This window comes from Bradyrhizobium sp. STM 3843 (assembly GCF_000239815.1).
GTDB lineage: Bacteria > Pseudomonadota > Alphaproteobacteria > Rhizobiales > Xanthobacteraceae > Bradyrhizobium.
The window spans coordinates 61,114-74,487 of the sequence record NZ_CAFK01000257.1 but is presented as its reverse complement, the minus strand read 5'-3'; the positions used below and the strand labels follow the sequence as shown (position 1 = coordinate 74,487).

Genomic DNA, 13,374 nt, shown 5'->3' with positions numbered 1-13,374 from the left:
TCCTCGAATCGGCGCGGTCAGCGCTCGACGAACGCCTTCTCGACCACGAAATGTCCCGGCGTGCTGTGATTGCCTTCGGTGAAGCCCCGCTCCTCCAGCATGACTTGGAGCTCGGCCAGCATGGCCGGACTGCCGCACAGCATGACCCGGTCGGTCTCGCTATCGAGATCGGAATGGCCGATGTCGGCGAACATCTGCCCGGTCGCGATCAGATCTGTGATACGGCCGCGGTTGCGGAACGGCTCGCGAGTCACGGTGGGGTAATAGAGCAACCGATCACGAACCAGCGGCCCGAAGAACTCGTGACGCTGCAGGTCGTCGACGAGTTGCTCGCCATAGGCGAGCTCCGAGACCTGCCGGCAGCCATGGGCCAGCACGATGGTCTCATAGGTGCCGTAGATGTCGGGGTCCTTGATCAGGCTGGCGAACGGCGCCAGGCCGGTCCCGGTCGACAGCAGCAGCAGCCGCCTGCCCGGAATGAGGTCGCCGGCGATCAGTGTGCCCGTCGCCTTGCGCCCGACCAGGATATGGTCGCCCTGCTTGATCCTCTGCAGCCGCGACGTCAGCGGTCCATCGGCGACCTTGATGCTGAAGAACTCCAGCTCGTCCTCGTGGTTGGCGCTCGCCATACTGTAGGCACGCATCAGCGGCCGGCCGTCGACCTCGAGGCCGATCATCGCGAATTGTCCGTTCTGGAATCGGAATCCGGGATTCCGCGTGGCCGTGAAGCTGAACAGCGAATCGGTCCAGTGACGGACCGACAACACCGTCTCGGTCTGAAAAGCGCTCATCGTCGTCTCCTAAGGCGCGCAAACGCGCGTGTTGCGCCATTGGTGCGGACGATATCGCGGAATCGGCGGGGCCCCGCAATTTCGGAAGCGCAGGCCCGGTGGATTAGTTGCAAACTTTATCCGCTGGCAGACCGGGCGCGGACTCGCCGGCGCGGCCGCATACCCGCTCCATGTCGATCGAGGCAATTAGTTGCTGGTAAAGCCCGAGCGGCCCCCGTAGCATCGTGCGGAGGTCCTTGGCACAACCAGGAGGCAACATGATCGCGGCGGAAATCGCCGACGGCGAAATCAGCGCGGATCTGACGTCATTGCTGCTGCGGACCGCGGACGGAGACTGCGCCGTGGTCTCCGCCGAGCGCCTGCGGCTGTCGTGCCGTTGCGCGCATTGCCAGCGGGCGCGCTTCGACGGCCGCTTTCCCGCGCAGTTTCCGGGCATTGGCATCGTCGCCGTCGGTCAGCTCGGTTACGGCTTCAATATCGCGTTCTCCGACGGGCACGATCGTGGCATCTTTCCGAACTCCTACCTTCGGGAACTCGCAACCGGTTGAGCCGCCGCCCGCCACGCAGGGTGGCACGAACATTGCTCCGCTTTCGGTCAGTATGATCAATGCGGAGGCAGAACATGTTGCTGCAGGCGGCCAAATCAGCAGCGGAAGCCGTGCCTTCGTCCCTCACTTCCGCGCGGGCCGTGACAACGTCGTCGCTCCTCCTCACCGAAAGCCAGCAGTCCATCGGTGGACCGCCATCGCTGATCGAGCGGCTCAGCCTGCGTGAGCGCGCGCTCGTGCTCAAGCAGGGCCGCCGCAAGGTGCTCAATCGGGGCCAGACCCTGTTCAGCCAGGGCGCCAAGCATGACGGCATCTTCCTGATCGAGAGTGGCCGCATCCGCGTGTTCTATACCTCGCCGCAAGGGCGCGAGATCACGCTCGCCTATTGGCATGTCGGCAATTTCGTCGGGGGCCCGGAGGTGTTCGATACCGGTGTGCATCAATGGTCCGGCGTCGCCGCCAGCAATGCCAGCGTCTTCCAGCTTCCGGGAAAGGAGTTGCGCGGCTTGGTCGCCGAAATTCCCAACCTGGCGGTCGGCCTGATCGAGGGATTGAGCTTCAAGGGCAAGTGCTATTCAGCGCTGGCGCAGATGCTGGGGACGCGCTCGATCACACAGCGCCTCGCCCATCTTCTGCTGCATCTGGTCGATCTCTACGGCGTCGATGACCCCGACGGCAAAGTCATCGCGGCCGCCTTTACCCACGCCGACATCGCCCACATGGTCGGCGCCACGCGGCAATGGGTGACGATCAGCCTGAAGCGGATGCAGGAGAAGCGCATCGTCCAGACCCGACGTTCGCAGATCGTCGTCTGCCGGCCCGACATTCTGGACGAGATGCGTGGCCAGGCGGCCGACTGACGGTCCTGCTCATGCAAGCGGCTGTCATGAGCAAAATTGCCCAAGGAGTACGCAACCGGTTTTTGACGGCAACTAATCCACCCGCGCCTGAAGTCCGGATTTGCGATCGCGGACGCGGCAACCATCATGGCGTCATCAGCCATCCAACCGAACGGGGATGAGAATGGTCCGCCGCTGTCAAGCGCTCTTATTGTCCGTCACCTGTCTTTCCTGGATCGCCGCCCATCCGGCCGCAGCAGAAACCGTCACGATCGGGATCGGGACCCAGGACACCACGACCAATACGGTAACGGCCGGCACCGTCGTGCGGCAGCTTCACCTGCTGGAGAAGTACCTTCCCACCGGCGGCAAGTACGCCAACATCAAGTTCGAGATCGAGTGGCAGAACTTCACATCCGGTCCGCCCATCACCAACGGGATGATGGCGAACAAGCTGCAGTTCGGCATGATGGGCGACTATCCGCTGATCGTGAACGGCTTCACCTTCGAGAACAATCCCGACAGCAAGAGCCGGCTGATCGCGGTCGCCGCCTACAGCCTCTCCGGCTCCGGCAACGGCATCGTCGTTCACAAGGACTCGCCCTACTACGAGCTCTCCGATCTCAAGGGCAAGCTGGTCAGCGTCCCATTCGGCTCGGCCGCCCATGGCATGGTCCTGAAGGCGCTGCAGGACCATGGCTATCCATCGGACTTCTTCCAGCTGGTGAGTCAGACCCCGGAGGTCGGCTCGACCAGCCTGCAGGAAAAGAAGATCGACGCTCACGCCGATTTCGTGCCGTTCGCCGAGCTGCTGCCGTTCCGCGGCTATGCGCGCAAGATCTTCGACGGCGTCGAGACCAACCTGCCGACCTTCCACGGCGTCGTCGTCCGCACCGACTTCGCCGAGAAATATCCCGAGGTCGTCATCGCCTATGTCAAGGCGATCATCGCCGCCAACCAGTGGCTGCGCCAGGATCCGATCGCGGCTGCCGAGAAGATCCAGGAATGGACCGGGATCAACAAGGAGGTCGTCTACATCTTCCTCGGCCCCGGCGGCAACATGACGACGGACCCCACGCTCAAGCCGGCCCTGATCGACGCCGCGTCCACCGACGTCAAGGTGCTGCAGAGCCTCGGTCGCATGAAGGAGTTTGATCCGAACAAGTGGGTCGATGATTCCTACATCCGCAAGGCCTATGCTGAGCTCAAGCTCGATTATGACAAGGACCTTGCCAGCACCGCGAACTACGAGATCTCGGGACAGGACAAGTTCTGCAACAAGCCGATCACCGAACCGCGCAAGGCGGGCGAGGTCTGGGTCGACGGCGAGGGCATCTCAGCCTTCGCAAGTGCTTCCTGCACGCTCGGCGCCTACGCCGACTTCAAGGCCAAGGGCAAGAAGATCAACGTCGCCTATGTCTTCGATACGGCGCGCGGCATCAAGCTTTTCGCCGATCAAGCGTTTTTCGCCGCAGGCGATGGCGAGATCGCGCCGTTCCTTCTGAAGAAGGACGCCGAAGCGTATGCCGCGAAGATCGGCGGCAAGGTGATGGGACTGGATGACGCCGTGAAGCTGGCCGTGGCGGGAGGCAAGACTTGAGCAGTCCCGCTTTGATGACATCGCCCGACCAGGCCGCGGCATCCGCCGCGCCTGGTGCCGCGATCCCGCCGCGCCGGCCGGCCTTCTCCGCCCGCACCCTGCGCTGGTTCAGGCTGAACCAGGACAGGCTGCGGTCATTGCTGGTCGGCACGGCATCGTTGATCCTGTTCCTGATCGCCTGGCATCTGCTGACGACCTACCGGGTCGTCTTCTTCGTCAAGTTCACCAATGTGCCGGCGCCGCTGGCTGTCTATGCGAGCTTCACCAAGGCGATCCACGATCCGCATTTCCTGATGCACATCCTGCTCAGCTGCCGACGGATCTTCATCGGATTCTCGCTTGCGGCCGTGGTCGGCGTCCCGCTCGGCCTTATCATGGGCCGTTTCAAGTTGGTGCACGAGGTTGTCTTCCCAGTGGCGGAGGTGCTGCGCCCGATCCCGGCGATCGCCTGGGTGCCGATGGCGATCATGTTGTGGCCCACCAACGAGCAGAGCATCGTCTTCATAACCTTCCTCGGCTCGTTCTTTCCGATCCTGGTCAATACCCTGCACGGCATGACATTGGTCGATCCCGTGCTCGTGCGCGCCGCCAAATGCCTCGGGGCGCGTGAGGCCGCGATCTTCCGCGAGGTCTACTTCCCTGCGTCGCTGCCACATATCTTCACCGGCCTCACCGTGGGCATGGGCGTCGCGTGGGTGTCACTGATCGCAGCCGAGATGATCTCGGGCCAGTTCGGCATCGGCTACTTCACCTGGGAGGCGTACTCGCTGGTCCAATATGCCGACATCGCGCTCGGCATGATCGCGATCGGCGTGCTCGGCCTTGGCTCGAGCCTGGTGATCCGCGCCGCCGGACAATTGGTCATGCCATGGAGGTCGCGATGAGCCAGGCCGCACCTGATACGAGACAGGGCCACATCGAGGTCCGCAATTTCGCTCTGAGCTACGAGACCATCGACGGCGCGGTCGAAGCCGTGACCGATACCCACATCCATGTCGAGCCCGGTGAGTTCGTCTCGATCGTCGGACCGTCGGGTTGCGGCAAGTCGACGCTGCTCAACGCGGTGGCGGGCTTCCTCAAGCCGACCAGCGGCGTCGTCACGGTCGACGGCAGCGCGGTGACCGGCCCGAGTGCCGAGCGCGGCATGGTGTTCCAACAATATTCGCTGTTTCCCTGGAAGACGGTGCGCGAAAACGTCGAGTTCGGACTGAAGATGGGTGGCATGCCGAAGTTCGAGCGCGAACGCGCTGCGCGCACGTTGCTCGGGCTTGCCGGACTGGAGGCGTTCGAGAACCACTATCCAGAGCGGCTGTCCGGCGGCATGAAGCAGCGCGTCGGCATCGTGCGTGCGCTCGCCACCGGTCCCAAGGTGCTGCTGCTTGACGAGCCGTTCGGGGCCCTCGACGCGCAGACCCGGATCATCATGCAACAGATCCTCACCAACATGTGGCAGCGGCTGAAGATCTCCGTGCTGTTTGTCACCCACGACATCGACGAGGCGATCTTCCTGTCTGACCGGGTCTATTGCATGACCGCCCGCCCCGGCTCGATCAAGGCCGAGATCAGGATCCCTCTGGAGCGGCCGCGCCAGCAATCGATGATGATGTCGTCGGAGTTCCTGGCGCTACGGCGCGGCCTGATGTCGCTGATCCGCGAGGAAAGCCTGAAGGCGATGGGAGGCGAGATCACCGATCTCGGTATGCAGGGCCTCGGCATCGAGTTCCAGGGCCATTCCATCGCCGACGTCCTCTGAGCACGCACGACCTCACAGGGCGTTTCGACACGTCGATGATCCATGCGCTGGTCCCCGGCCTCGATCAGCGGCACGTTTTCCTGTGCGGACCGGAGCCCTTCGCCGCGGAGGTGGAAGCGTGAAAGACGATGCACGGCCATGCCGTGACCCGAGGCCTGGCCGGCTGCACCATGGTCAGGGACAACAAGGCCGTCATGGTGGATTGGAAATTTGGGATGCTGCAACGATGTCCGCACCGGATGGCCAAGTCCGCAAGCTGCGCCCGGGAATATGATGGGCTCAGCATCCTGGCGGCAGGATCGGCGATACACCCGGTGTTGGCGCCGCGCCTGAGGCGTTGGCCGGCAGCACCGTCGCGGGCGAGGCCAAATTCATCGAGACGCCTTCCGCGCAAGCCGAGCTGTTCGGGCTGGGCGCGACAGCGGCATTCGGGTCTATGCCCGTCCCGCCACCGCCGCTGGTGTCCGCGAGGATCGTGCCAGGCGCCGGGCTTGCAGGGACCTGCGGAATCGACAGCGGTAGAGACGCAGCGCTCATCACCTGCCCTCCCGGCGTTGAACTGCAAACCACCGTCGCACCCGTTCCCTCAGGCGCAGCCGCGGCGATCGTCCCGATGGAGCTGCCGTTCTGTCCCGTAACCGGCAGGATCGGCGCCGCGATGCCCGATGTCGAAACGCCCGTGGGCGATACGGTCGGAGTCGCCGGCACCGGCGTTGGCGATGACGATGATGGAGCGCAGCCGACCACTGTTCCCGGCGTGGTCGGGTCCAACGCGAGGGGGACTGGCGCCAACGTCGTATCCGGCGCACCCGACACAGTGGTCGCGGAAAACGGCCCCGGACTGTTCAGCGGCGAGATCACGATTGCGCCCGGCACCGTCGGCAGATCCATGGCCGTGCTTCCGGTCGTTGCGACCTGAGCCAGGCCCGGAGAACCGCCGAGCAGCAGAACCATCATCGTTGCGAGCGCGATCCGCATCATCGTTCGATCCCTAACCCACTTTGATCTTGCGAACAGTGACCTTGCCGCCCTCAGCCAGATTGACCGCCGGATTGAGCACGACCTGGTCGCCCGGCTGTACGCCGTCGCGCACTTCCACCGTGGTGCCATAGTCCCGAGCGATCGAGACCTGCTGCAAATGAACCGTGCCATTCCGCACGACCGCGACATGAAGGCCATTCTGATCGAAGACGAGGGCATCGGACGGGATCATCATGGATGGCGTCCTGCGCGGGATCGATAATTCAACCGTGCAATAGATGCCAGGACTGAGCAGGCCGTCAGGATTGGGCACGTCGATCTCGGTCAGCAGTGTCCGGCTCCCTGGCTGCAGCGCGGTCGCGATCCGTGTGACCTTGCCGGCAAACGTCCGCCCCGGAATCTCGGGGACGCGAATGTCCGCATCGACGCCCGGGCCGACGCCGAATGCCTCGTCCTGCGGCACGAACACCTGGGTTCGGATCACGTTGGAATGCATCAGCGTGAACATGAAGGTCGACCCCGCCTGAACCAGGCTGCCATTGTCCACGTTGCGCTGCGTGACGACGCCATCGAACGGCGCCACCACACGCTGATAGGACTTCTCCTGCTGGAGGACGCGAATCTGCGCCTCTTGCGCCGTGATGTTCGACTGCGCGACGCCCACTGCCCCCTGCTGCGCGCGCAGGGTGAGACGATCGTTGTCGCCCTGCTGTGCCGTGAGCCAACCTTGCTTGACGAGATTGCTGTCGCGCGTATTGGTGACGTCGGCGAGCTCCCGGCTCGCCTGCGCCTGCTGGAGCGCGGCCTGATCCTGGGCAAGCGTCGCCTGCGCCTGTGCGATCTGCTGGTCCAGCTCGGGCGCAGTGATCTCCACGAGCAGATCGCCCTTTTTCACCCGATCGCCAATGTCGACATAGCGCTTCTCGATATAGCCGCTGGTCCGCGCGAAGATGTTGGCCGCCTCGAACGCGGTCGTCGTCGCCGGCAAGCTCACCTTCATGAAGTCGCCGCTGGACTGGACAGTCGCTACCCGAACCTCCGGAATGTCGGTTCGAGCCTGTTCCGCCACCGCGGCTACATCACTCGCCGCTTCATAATGCCGCCAGCCACCAATGCCGAGGCCACCTGCCAGCAGCAGGAGCACGCCTCCGCCAAGCAGCGCGCCGCCGTAACGGCGTCCGGATCGCGCGCGCTTACCTGGCAGCTCAACGATCCGGAGGCTTTCAGCCCCGGGGCGGTCTCTCGCCTCGTCATCGTTCCGTACACGAACGTCGCTCATTCCGGTTGCTCCTCGAATACGCCGTGGCGAGGCTTGCCGTCGTTGCCCTTGCGCAGCACCGCGAACAGATAAGGCACGATCAGCAAGGTGGTCGGGGTTGCGAACAGCAGGCCGCCGATGACCGCCCGCGCGAGCGCGGCATTCTGCTCCTCGCCGGGCCCGCCGATCGCCATCGGAATCATGCCAACGATCATCGCCGCCGCGGTCATCAACACGGGCCGGATACGCGTCCGGCCCGCGCTCAACGCCGCCTGGAACGCGGAGTGCCCCTTCAATTGCTCGTCGCGCGCAAACGTCACGAGCAGGATGGAATTTGCGGAGGCAACACCGATCGCCATGATCGCACCCATCAGCGATGGCACGTTCAGCGTCGTCCCGGTGACAAACAGCATCGTCACGATGCCGCAGAATGTCGCCGGCAGCGCCAGGATGACGACGAAGGGATCGCCGAAGTTTTGGTAGTTCACGACCATCAGAAGGTAGACGAGGATCGCCGCGAACAGCAGTCCGAGTCCGAGATCGCGGAACGACTGATGCATGCTCTGGATCTGCCCCAGAACCTGAGCCGAATTTCCGGGCTGGAGCTGCTTCTGCAGCGTGGACGTCACCTTCTCGATGTCGGCCGCGACGCTGCCGAGATCGCGGCCCTGCACGCTCGCATAGACGTCGTAGACCGGCTGGACATTGGCCTGGTTCGAATTGGTTGGAACGGTGCCTCGCTTGAAGGTCGCGACATTGCTGAGCAGGCCGGGCACCGTCTGCCCGCTTGCGGCGAGCGAGGCCGACACCGGCGTGTTGCCTAGGGCATTCAGCGAATTTGCCCTGTATTCAGGCGTCTGCACCGCCAGGTAATAGGGGATGCCCGATGTCGGATCCGTCCAGAAATTCGGTGAGACCTGCGCCGACGAGCTGAGGCTGACATTGATATTGGTCGCCACCGTGCTGGCATTGAGGCCCAGTTGTGCCGCGCGCGTCCGGTCGATGTCGGCATAGAATGCGGGAGCGTCGACCTCCTGCTGCAGATGCGCATCGACGACGCCGGGGATCGCGGCGAGACTCTTCTGCAGTTCCTTGGCGACGGCCAGATTGTTGTTGCCGTAACCAACCGTACGAACATCGATCTGGGCCGGAAGACCGAAGTTGAGGATCTGCGTGACGATATCGGCCGGCTGGAAATAGAAGATATCCTCCGGGAATGCCGACGGCAGCACCTGCCGCAGCTTCCTGATGTAGTCCGCAGTCGGCTTGTGCCCTTCCTTCAGCGACACGAGGATGGTGCCGTCGTTCACCCCGATCGTCGAGCCGTCGGTGAAAGCGAGGTTGTAGGCACGCGCTGGCAGGCCGATATTGTCGACGATCAGCGCCCGATCGTGCTCCGGAATGACGTCGCGGATCTTGTCCTCGACCGCTTGGAAGATCGCCTCCGTACGCTCGATCCGGGTGCCCGCGGGCGCGCGAACATGGAGCTGGATCTGGCCGCCATCGATCACGGGATAGAAGTCCCGGCCGACATAGACGAACATGGTGGCTCCGAGCGCGAGCACCAGCACGGCAACTACGGGTATGATCACCCGATGCCGCAGCAATTCCAGCAGCAGATCGGAATAGCCATCCCGCAGGCGCTCGAACCCGCGCTCGAACGCGGCGGAGGCACGCGCGAAGATGCCCGACGGGCGATCGCTCGCGCCATGACGCCGCTCGCCCTTCAGCAGCAAGCCGATGGTGATCGGCGTCAGCGTCCGCGATAGCCCGTAGGACGCCAGCATCGCGAACACCACCGCAAGGCCAAGCGGCGTAAACAAATATTTGGCCGGGCCCTCCAGAAACACGACCGAGATGAACACGCAACTGATCGCGAGCGTCGAGACCAGCGTCGGCACCGCGATCTCGGCGGCGCCGTGCAGAGTCGCCTCCGGTAGCGGCCTTCCTTCCTCGGTCCAGAGCCGGTGCGTATTCTCGATCGTCACGGTCGAATCGTCGACGAGGATACCGACCGCAAGAGCGAGGCCGCCGAGCGTCATCGTGTTGAGGGTCTCGCCGAGGAAATACAGGACGATCAGCGAGGACAGCATCGCCAGCGGGATCGAGATCAGAACGACCAGCGTCGATCGCCAAGATCCCAGGAACACCAGGATCATCAGCGCCGTCAGGCCGGCCGCAATCGCGCCTTCGCGCAGCACGCCATCAACCGAGTGGGTGACGAAGATTGACTGGTCGAACAGCTCGTTGATCTTCAGCCCCGCCGGCGCCGATGCGCGGATCGACGCCAGGGCCGCCTTCACGCCGTTGACCACGGCGAGCGTGGACGCATTGCCGTTCTTGATGACGCTGAGCAGGACGGCGCGGTGGCCGTCCTCGCGCACGATGTTCTGCTGGACCTGGGCGCCGTCGCGGACCTGGGCGACGTCCTTCAGGAAGATCGTTGCCCCGTTCGCGAACTTGACCGGGATCATGTTGAGGTCCTGGACCGTCGCCGGCGTTGCGTTGGTACGAACGGTGTACTGGGTATCGCCGATCTTGGTCGTGCCGGTCGGCAACGTCAGATTCTGCGTGTTCACCGCGTTGACGATGTCGAGCGGCGTCAATCCGCGCGATAGCAGCTTGTTCGGATCGATGTCGACCATGATCTGGCGGTATTTGCCGCCGGCAGGCGTGGGCAAGGTCACGCCCGGAACGGGAGCCAGTTGCTGACGCACCCGATAGATGCCGAAATCGTAGAGCTGCTGCTCGTTCAGGCTGTTCGATTCGAGGCTCAGCTGAAGCACAGGCACGCTCGAGGCATTGAACTGCACGATGATCGGCGGCTGGATGCCTGGTGGCATCAGGGCGCGGATGGCGTTGGTCGCCGAGACGATCTGCGAGATTGCGAGATCGAGATTGACGTCCGGCTGGAAGTAGATCTTCTGGATCGATAGGCCGTTGAGGGTCTGCGCCTCGATATTCTTAATGCCGCTGACATTTGCGCTGATCGAATACTGGCTATAGGTGCTGACGCGCTGCTCCATCTCCGGCGTCGAGAGGCCGGTGTAGCTCCAGATGACCGTGACGACGGGGATCCGGATCTCCGGAAAAATGTCTGTTGGCATCGCGCGGATCGCAATGACGCCGAGGAACAGGATCAGCGCCGCAAGCACATAGAATGTGTGCGGAAGCCGCAGCGCGAAGCGAACAATTCCCATGATGGTCTGCCTGAAGCAAAATGACGCGAGATCGTCGACAAGTGAGGACGGCCTGGCCTCCGTTCAAATGAAAACGTATTCAGTCGCTGCACGCGGCGGCGCGCGGCATATCCCGCGCGGCGAGCATGACGGCCCGCTTGACCTTGGCGAAGGTGCGGATCTCGATCTGCCGGACGCGCTCGCTGGATATGGACAGCTCCCTAGCGAGCTGATCGAGCGTCATCGGACATTCCGTCAGCCGCCTCGCTTCGAAGACACGACGGTCCCGCGCCGCAAGCCCGTCCAGCGCAACCCGCAAGGCCTTGCTGCGCTGCTCCGTCTGCTCGTGATCGGCCAGCATCGTCTCCGCGTCGAGTGCCCCATCAACCAGGAGGCTTTCCAGCTCGGTTCCACTGTCCTCGTCCCCGACGCGCGCGTTCAGCGACATGTCACCATTGAGTCGCGCGTCCATCTCGATCACCTCGCGCGCCGTCACCTCGAGCTTCCCGGCGATCAATTCGGCGACGTCGGGCGTGAGCCCTGCCATCACGCTGCCGGTGGCTTTCCTGATCTCGCCGCGAAGCTTGAAAAACAGCTTCTTCTGCGCAGCTGTCGTCCCGATCTTGACCAGGGACCAGGACCGCAGGATGTATTCGTGAATGGTGGCCTTGATCCACCAGATCGCATAGCTGGAGAATCGCGCGCCACGGCCGGGTTCGAAGCGTGACGCAGCGATCACGAGGCCGAGATTCGCTTCCGCGATCAGATCGACCAGAGGCAGGCCGTATCCCTTGTATCCTCGCGCCAGCTTGGCGGCGAGCCGAAGATGACTGGTGACGAGGACATCCGTGGCGCGCCGGTCCCGCGTTTCCTGCCAGCGACGTGCCAGCTGCTGCTCCTGACCCGGCTCGAGCAGGTCGAAGTGCCTGATGGTCGCGGCATAGGCGGCGAGGAACGGCGTCGACACCGATACGGCCGGCATGGCAACTGGATCGTGCCTCACGACGTCATGGCTAGTCTGCATTGGTCACTCCTATAGTCCAGGCCAGCTGATTGATCTCGAAAGCATCGGGAGTCACTTGGCTCATTCCATCTGGCTCGCGTCTGCGTGCAGCAACGTCCGCGACCGGTGCGTGACGGGCTTGCCCGCCCTCCCGGTCCAGGCAAGGATCTCGATCCGCCCGCCGGGAGCGGGGCCAATGACCAGCCGGAAACCATGCAGCTTGACGATTGCAGCCACCAGGCTCAGCCCCAACCCGACGCCCGGCGTATGGCGCATCTTGTCGGAGCGGTAGAACCGCAGCAGCACCGCCTCGCGCTCCTGCTCGCTGATGCCGGGTCCGGTATCGCTCACGCGCACCAGCGCCGTGTCGTCCTCAGCTTCCAGAGTGAGCTCCACCCGTCCGCCCGACGGCGTGAACTTGATGGCATTGTCGACGAGATTGGCGACCGCCTCGAACAGCAGGTCCCGGTCACCCCATACTTTCACATTGCGCTCGTTGACGACGCCGAGCCCGACACGCTTGTCCTCGGCGATCGGCTCGTAGACGTCGCACACTTCCCGCAGGATCTCGTCGAGCGCGACGTCGCCAAAACCTGCCATGCGGCGACTGTTCTCGATCTCGGTCAGGCGCAGCAAGGCCGTGACGATTGAGAGCGACTGGTCGATGCCGCCGATGGCCTTGTCCGTAATGTCCTGGAACTCTTGCAGCGTTGCCGCATGCGTCCTCCCGCGCTCCAGCGCCAGGCGGACGCGCGTCAGCGGGGTCCTGAGATCATGAGCAATGTCGTTGCCAACGCCGGCGAGCGCACTGATCATCATCTCCATCTCGTCGAGCATGCCGTTGACGATCCTGGCCAGCCGTGCAAACGGGTCGTCCGTTCCACCCTCCGGGAGCCGCTCGCGCAGCTCGCCGGCCACGATGCGCTGGACCCGCTGGTTGACCTCCTCCACGCGTCTCTGGGCACGCAAGCTCAGCCACGCACCGGCGAGCAGGCAGAGGCCTAAGGCCGGCAGCAAGCCCAGGGCCAAGGCCTGGCCGACCACGCTCGATATCTCGTGCGTCTCATCGACGTTCCGTCCCATCACCAGGACATCGCCGCCATCCAGACGCGTGCCGACCACTCTGACGACCGGCGGATGTCCCCCCGGCTTTTTGAACAGATCGAGCCGCACGCCCTGCGCCGCTCCATCTAGTCCCAGCTCGCGCGGTACCCGATCGATGTTGCCGGCAAGGCGGGTGCCGGCGGCATCGAACAGTCCCGCGTACTGCACGCCCCTCGAATCCTGCGCGAGGTGATCCGCGATGGCGCTGATACGCCGAGCGGGCGGGAGGTCAGCGATGAAGCTGATCTGCGTGGTGATCATGCGATCGGATCGCGCGACCAGATAACCATCGAGCTGCCAGTAGATGTATGAAAACAA

Annotated in this window: 11 protein-coding genes; 6 read left to right on the top strand and 5 right to left on the bottom strand. The window is 63.8% G+C overall.

The features are described 5' to 3' along the window. Positions 1-17: 17 nt before the first annotated feature. On the bottom strand, positions 18-791 hold the full coding sequence (locus BRAS3843_RS26670; protein ID WP_008972222.1) for a ferredoxin--NADP reductase: 774 nt from the start codon (positions 789-791) through the stop codon (positions 18-20). A gap of 257 nt (positions 792-1,048) precedes the next feature. Here BRAS3843_RS26670 and BRAS3843_RS26665 point away from each other — a divergent pair, with 257 nt between their 5' ends. The 6 genes from BRAS3843_RS26665 to BRAS3843_RS26640 all read left to right on the top strand — a co-directional run bounded on the left by BRAS3843_RS26665 (position 1,049) and on the right by BRAS3843_RS26640 (position 6,450). Continuing rightward, positions 1,049-1,339: a gamma-butyrobetaine hydroxylase-like domain-containing protein gene (locus tag BRAS3843_RS26665; protein WP_008972221.1), complete on the top strand. Its 291-nt coding sequence runs from the start codon at positions 1,049-1,051 to the stop codon at positions 1,337-1,339. 74 nt (positions 1,340-1,413) lie between these two features. Then, positions 1,414-2,199, top strand: a complete 786-nt coding sequence (locus tag BRAS3843_RS26660; protein ID WP_008972220.1) for a Crp/Fnr family transcriptional regulator — start codon at positions 1,414-1,416, stop codon at positions 2,197-2,199. A 163-nt stretch (positions 2,200-2,362) separates the two neighbouring features. Continuing rightward, positions 2,363-3,778, top strand: coding sequence for an ABC transporter substrate-binding protein (locus BRAS3843_RS26655; RefSeq protein ID WP_008972219.1), 1,416 nt, complete (start codon positions 2,363-2,365; stop codon positions 3,776-3,778). Further along, positions 3,775-4,662, top strand: a complete 888-nt coding sequence (locus tag BRAS3843_RS26650; protein ID WP_035982848.1) for an ABC transporter permease — start codon at positions 3,775-3,777, stop codon at positions 4,660-4,662. Before BRAS3843_RS26655 ends, BRAS3843_RS26650 begins: the two co-directional genes overlap by 4 nt. Continuing rightward, complete coding sequence (locus BRAS3843_RS26645) at positions 4,659-5,531, top strand: ABC transporter ATP-binding protein (protein WP_035982862.1); 873 nt, start codon at positions 4,659-4,661, stop codon at positions 5,529-5,531. The genes BRAS3843_RS26650 and BRAS3843_RS26645 overlap by 4 nt, the downstream gene beginning before the upstream one ends. Before the next feature lie 337 nt (positions 5,532-5,868). Next, positions 5,869-6,450: a hypothetical protein gene (locus BRAS3843_RS26640; protein ID WP_008972216.1), complete on the top strand. Its 582-nt coding sequence runs from the start codon at positions 5,869-5,871 to the stop codon at positions 6,448-6,450. A gap of 72 nt (positions 6,451-6,522) precedes the next feature. Here BRAS3843_RS26640 and BRAS3843_RS26635 read toward each other — a convergent pair whose 3' ends face one another. From BRAS3843_RS26635 to BRAS3843_RS26620, 4 genes are all read right to left on the bottom strand, one after another. Beyond that, positions 6,523-7,791 carry an efflux RND transporter periplasmic adaptor subunit gene (locus tag BRAS3843_RS26635; RefSeq protein ID WP_008972215.1) on the bottom strand — a complete coding sequence of 423 codons (1,269 nt, stop codon included), beginning with the start codon at positions 7,789-7,791 and terminating at the stop codon, positions 6,523-6,525. Continuing rightward, positions 7,788-10,970 carry an efflux RND transporter permease subunit gene (locus BRAS3843_RS26630; RefSeq protein WP_008972214.1) on the bottom strand — a complete coding sequence of 1,061 codons (3,183 nt, stop codon included), beginning with the start codon at positions 10,968-10,970 and terminating at the stop codon, positions 7,788-7,790. The genes BRAS3843_RS26635 and BRAS3843_RS26630 overlap by 4 nt, the downstream gene beginning before the upstream one ends. Before the next feature lie 79 nt (positions 10,971-11,049). Further along, a complete protein-coding gene (gene rpoH, locus BRAS3843_RS26625; protein ID WP_008972213.1) occupies positions 11,050-11,973 on the bottom strand; it encodes an RNA polymerase sigma factor RpoH in 924 nt (307 codons plus the stop codon). A gap of 60 nt (positions 11,974-12,033) precedes the next feature. Continuing rightward, positions 12,034-13,317 (bottom strand): HAMP domain-containing histidine kinase, encoded by a 1,284-nt coding sequence (locus BRAS3843_RS26620; RefSeq protein WP_244425477.1) that lies wholly within the window; start codon positions 13,315-13,317, stop codon positions 12,034-12,036. Positions 13,318-13,374 lie beyond the last annotated feature (57 nt).

Bases quoted from the DNA above. Each gene is read 5' to 3' on its own strand.
- BRAS3843_RS26635 (WP_008972215.1), bottom strand. From the start codon at position 7,791: ATGAGCGACGTTCGTGTACGGAACGATGACGAGGCGAGAGACCGCCCC.
- BRAS3843_RS26670 (WP_008972222.1), bottom strand. From the start codon at position 791: ATGAGCGCTTTTCAGACCGAGACGGTGTTGTCGGTCCGTCACTGGACC.
- BRAS3843_RS26630 (WP_008972214.1), bottom strand. From the start codon at position 10,970: ATGGGAATTGTTCGCTTCGCGCTGCGGCTTCCGCACACATTCTATGTG.
- BRAS3843_RS26655 (WP_008972219.1), top strand. From the start codon at position 2,363: ATGGTCCGCCGCTGTCAAGCGCTCTTATTGTCCGTCACCTGTCTTTCC.
- BRAS3843_RS26660 (WP_008972220.1), top strand. From the start codon at position 1,414: ATGTTGCTGCAGGCGGCCAAATCAGCAGCGGAAGCCGTGCCTTCGTCC.
- BRAS3843_RS26620 (WP_244425477.1), bottom strand. From the start codon at position 13,317: ATGATCACCACGCAGATCAGCTTCATCGCTGACCTCCCGCCCGCTCGG.
- BRAS3843_RS26665 (WP_008972221.1), top strand. From the start codon at position 1,049: ATGATCGCGGCGGAAATCGCCGACGGCGAAATCAGCGCGGATCTGACG.
- rpoH (WP_008972213.1), bottom strand. From the start codon at position 11,973: ATGCAGACTAGCCATGACGTCGTGAGGCACGATCCAGTTGCCATGCCG.
- BRAS3843_RS26645 (WP_035982862.1), top strand. From the start codon at position 4,659: ATGAGCCAGGCCGCACCTGATACGAGACAGGGCCACATCGAGGTCCGC.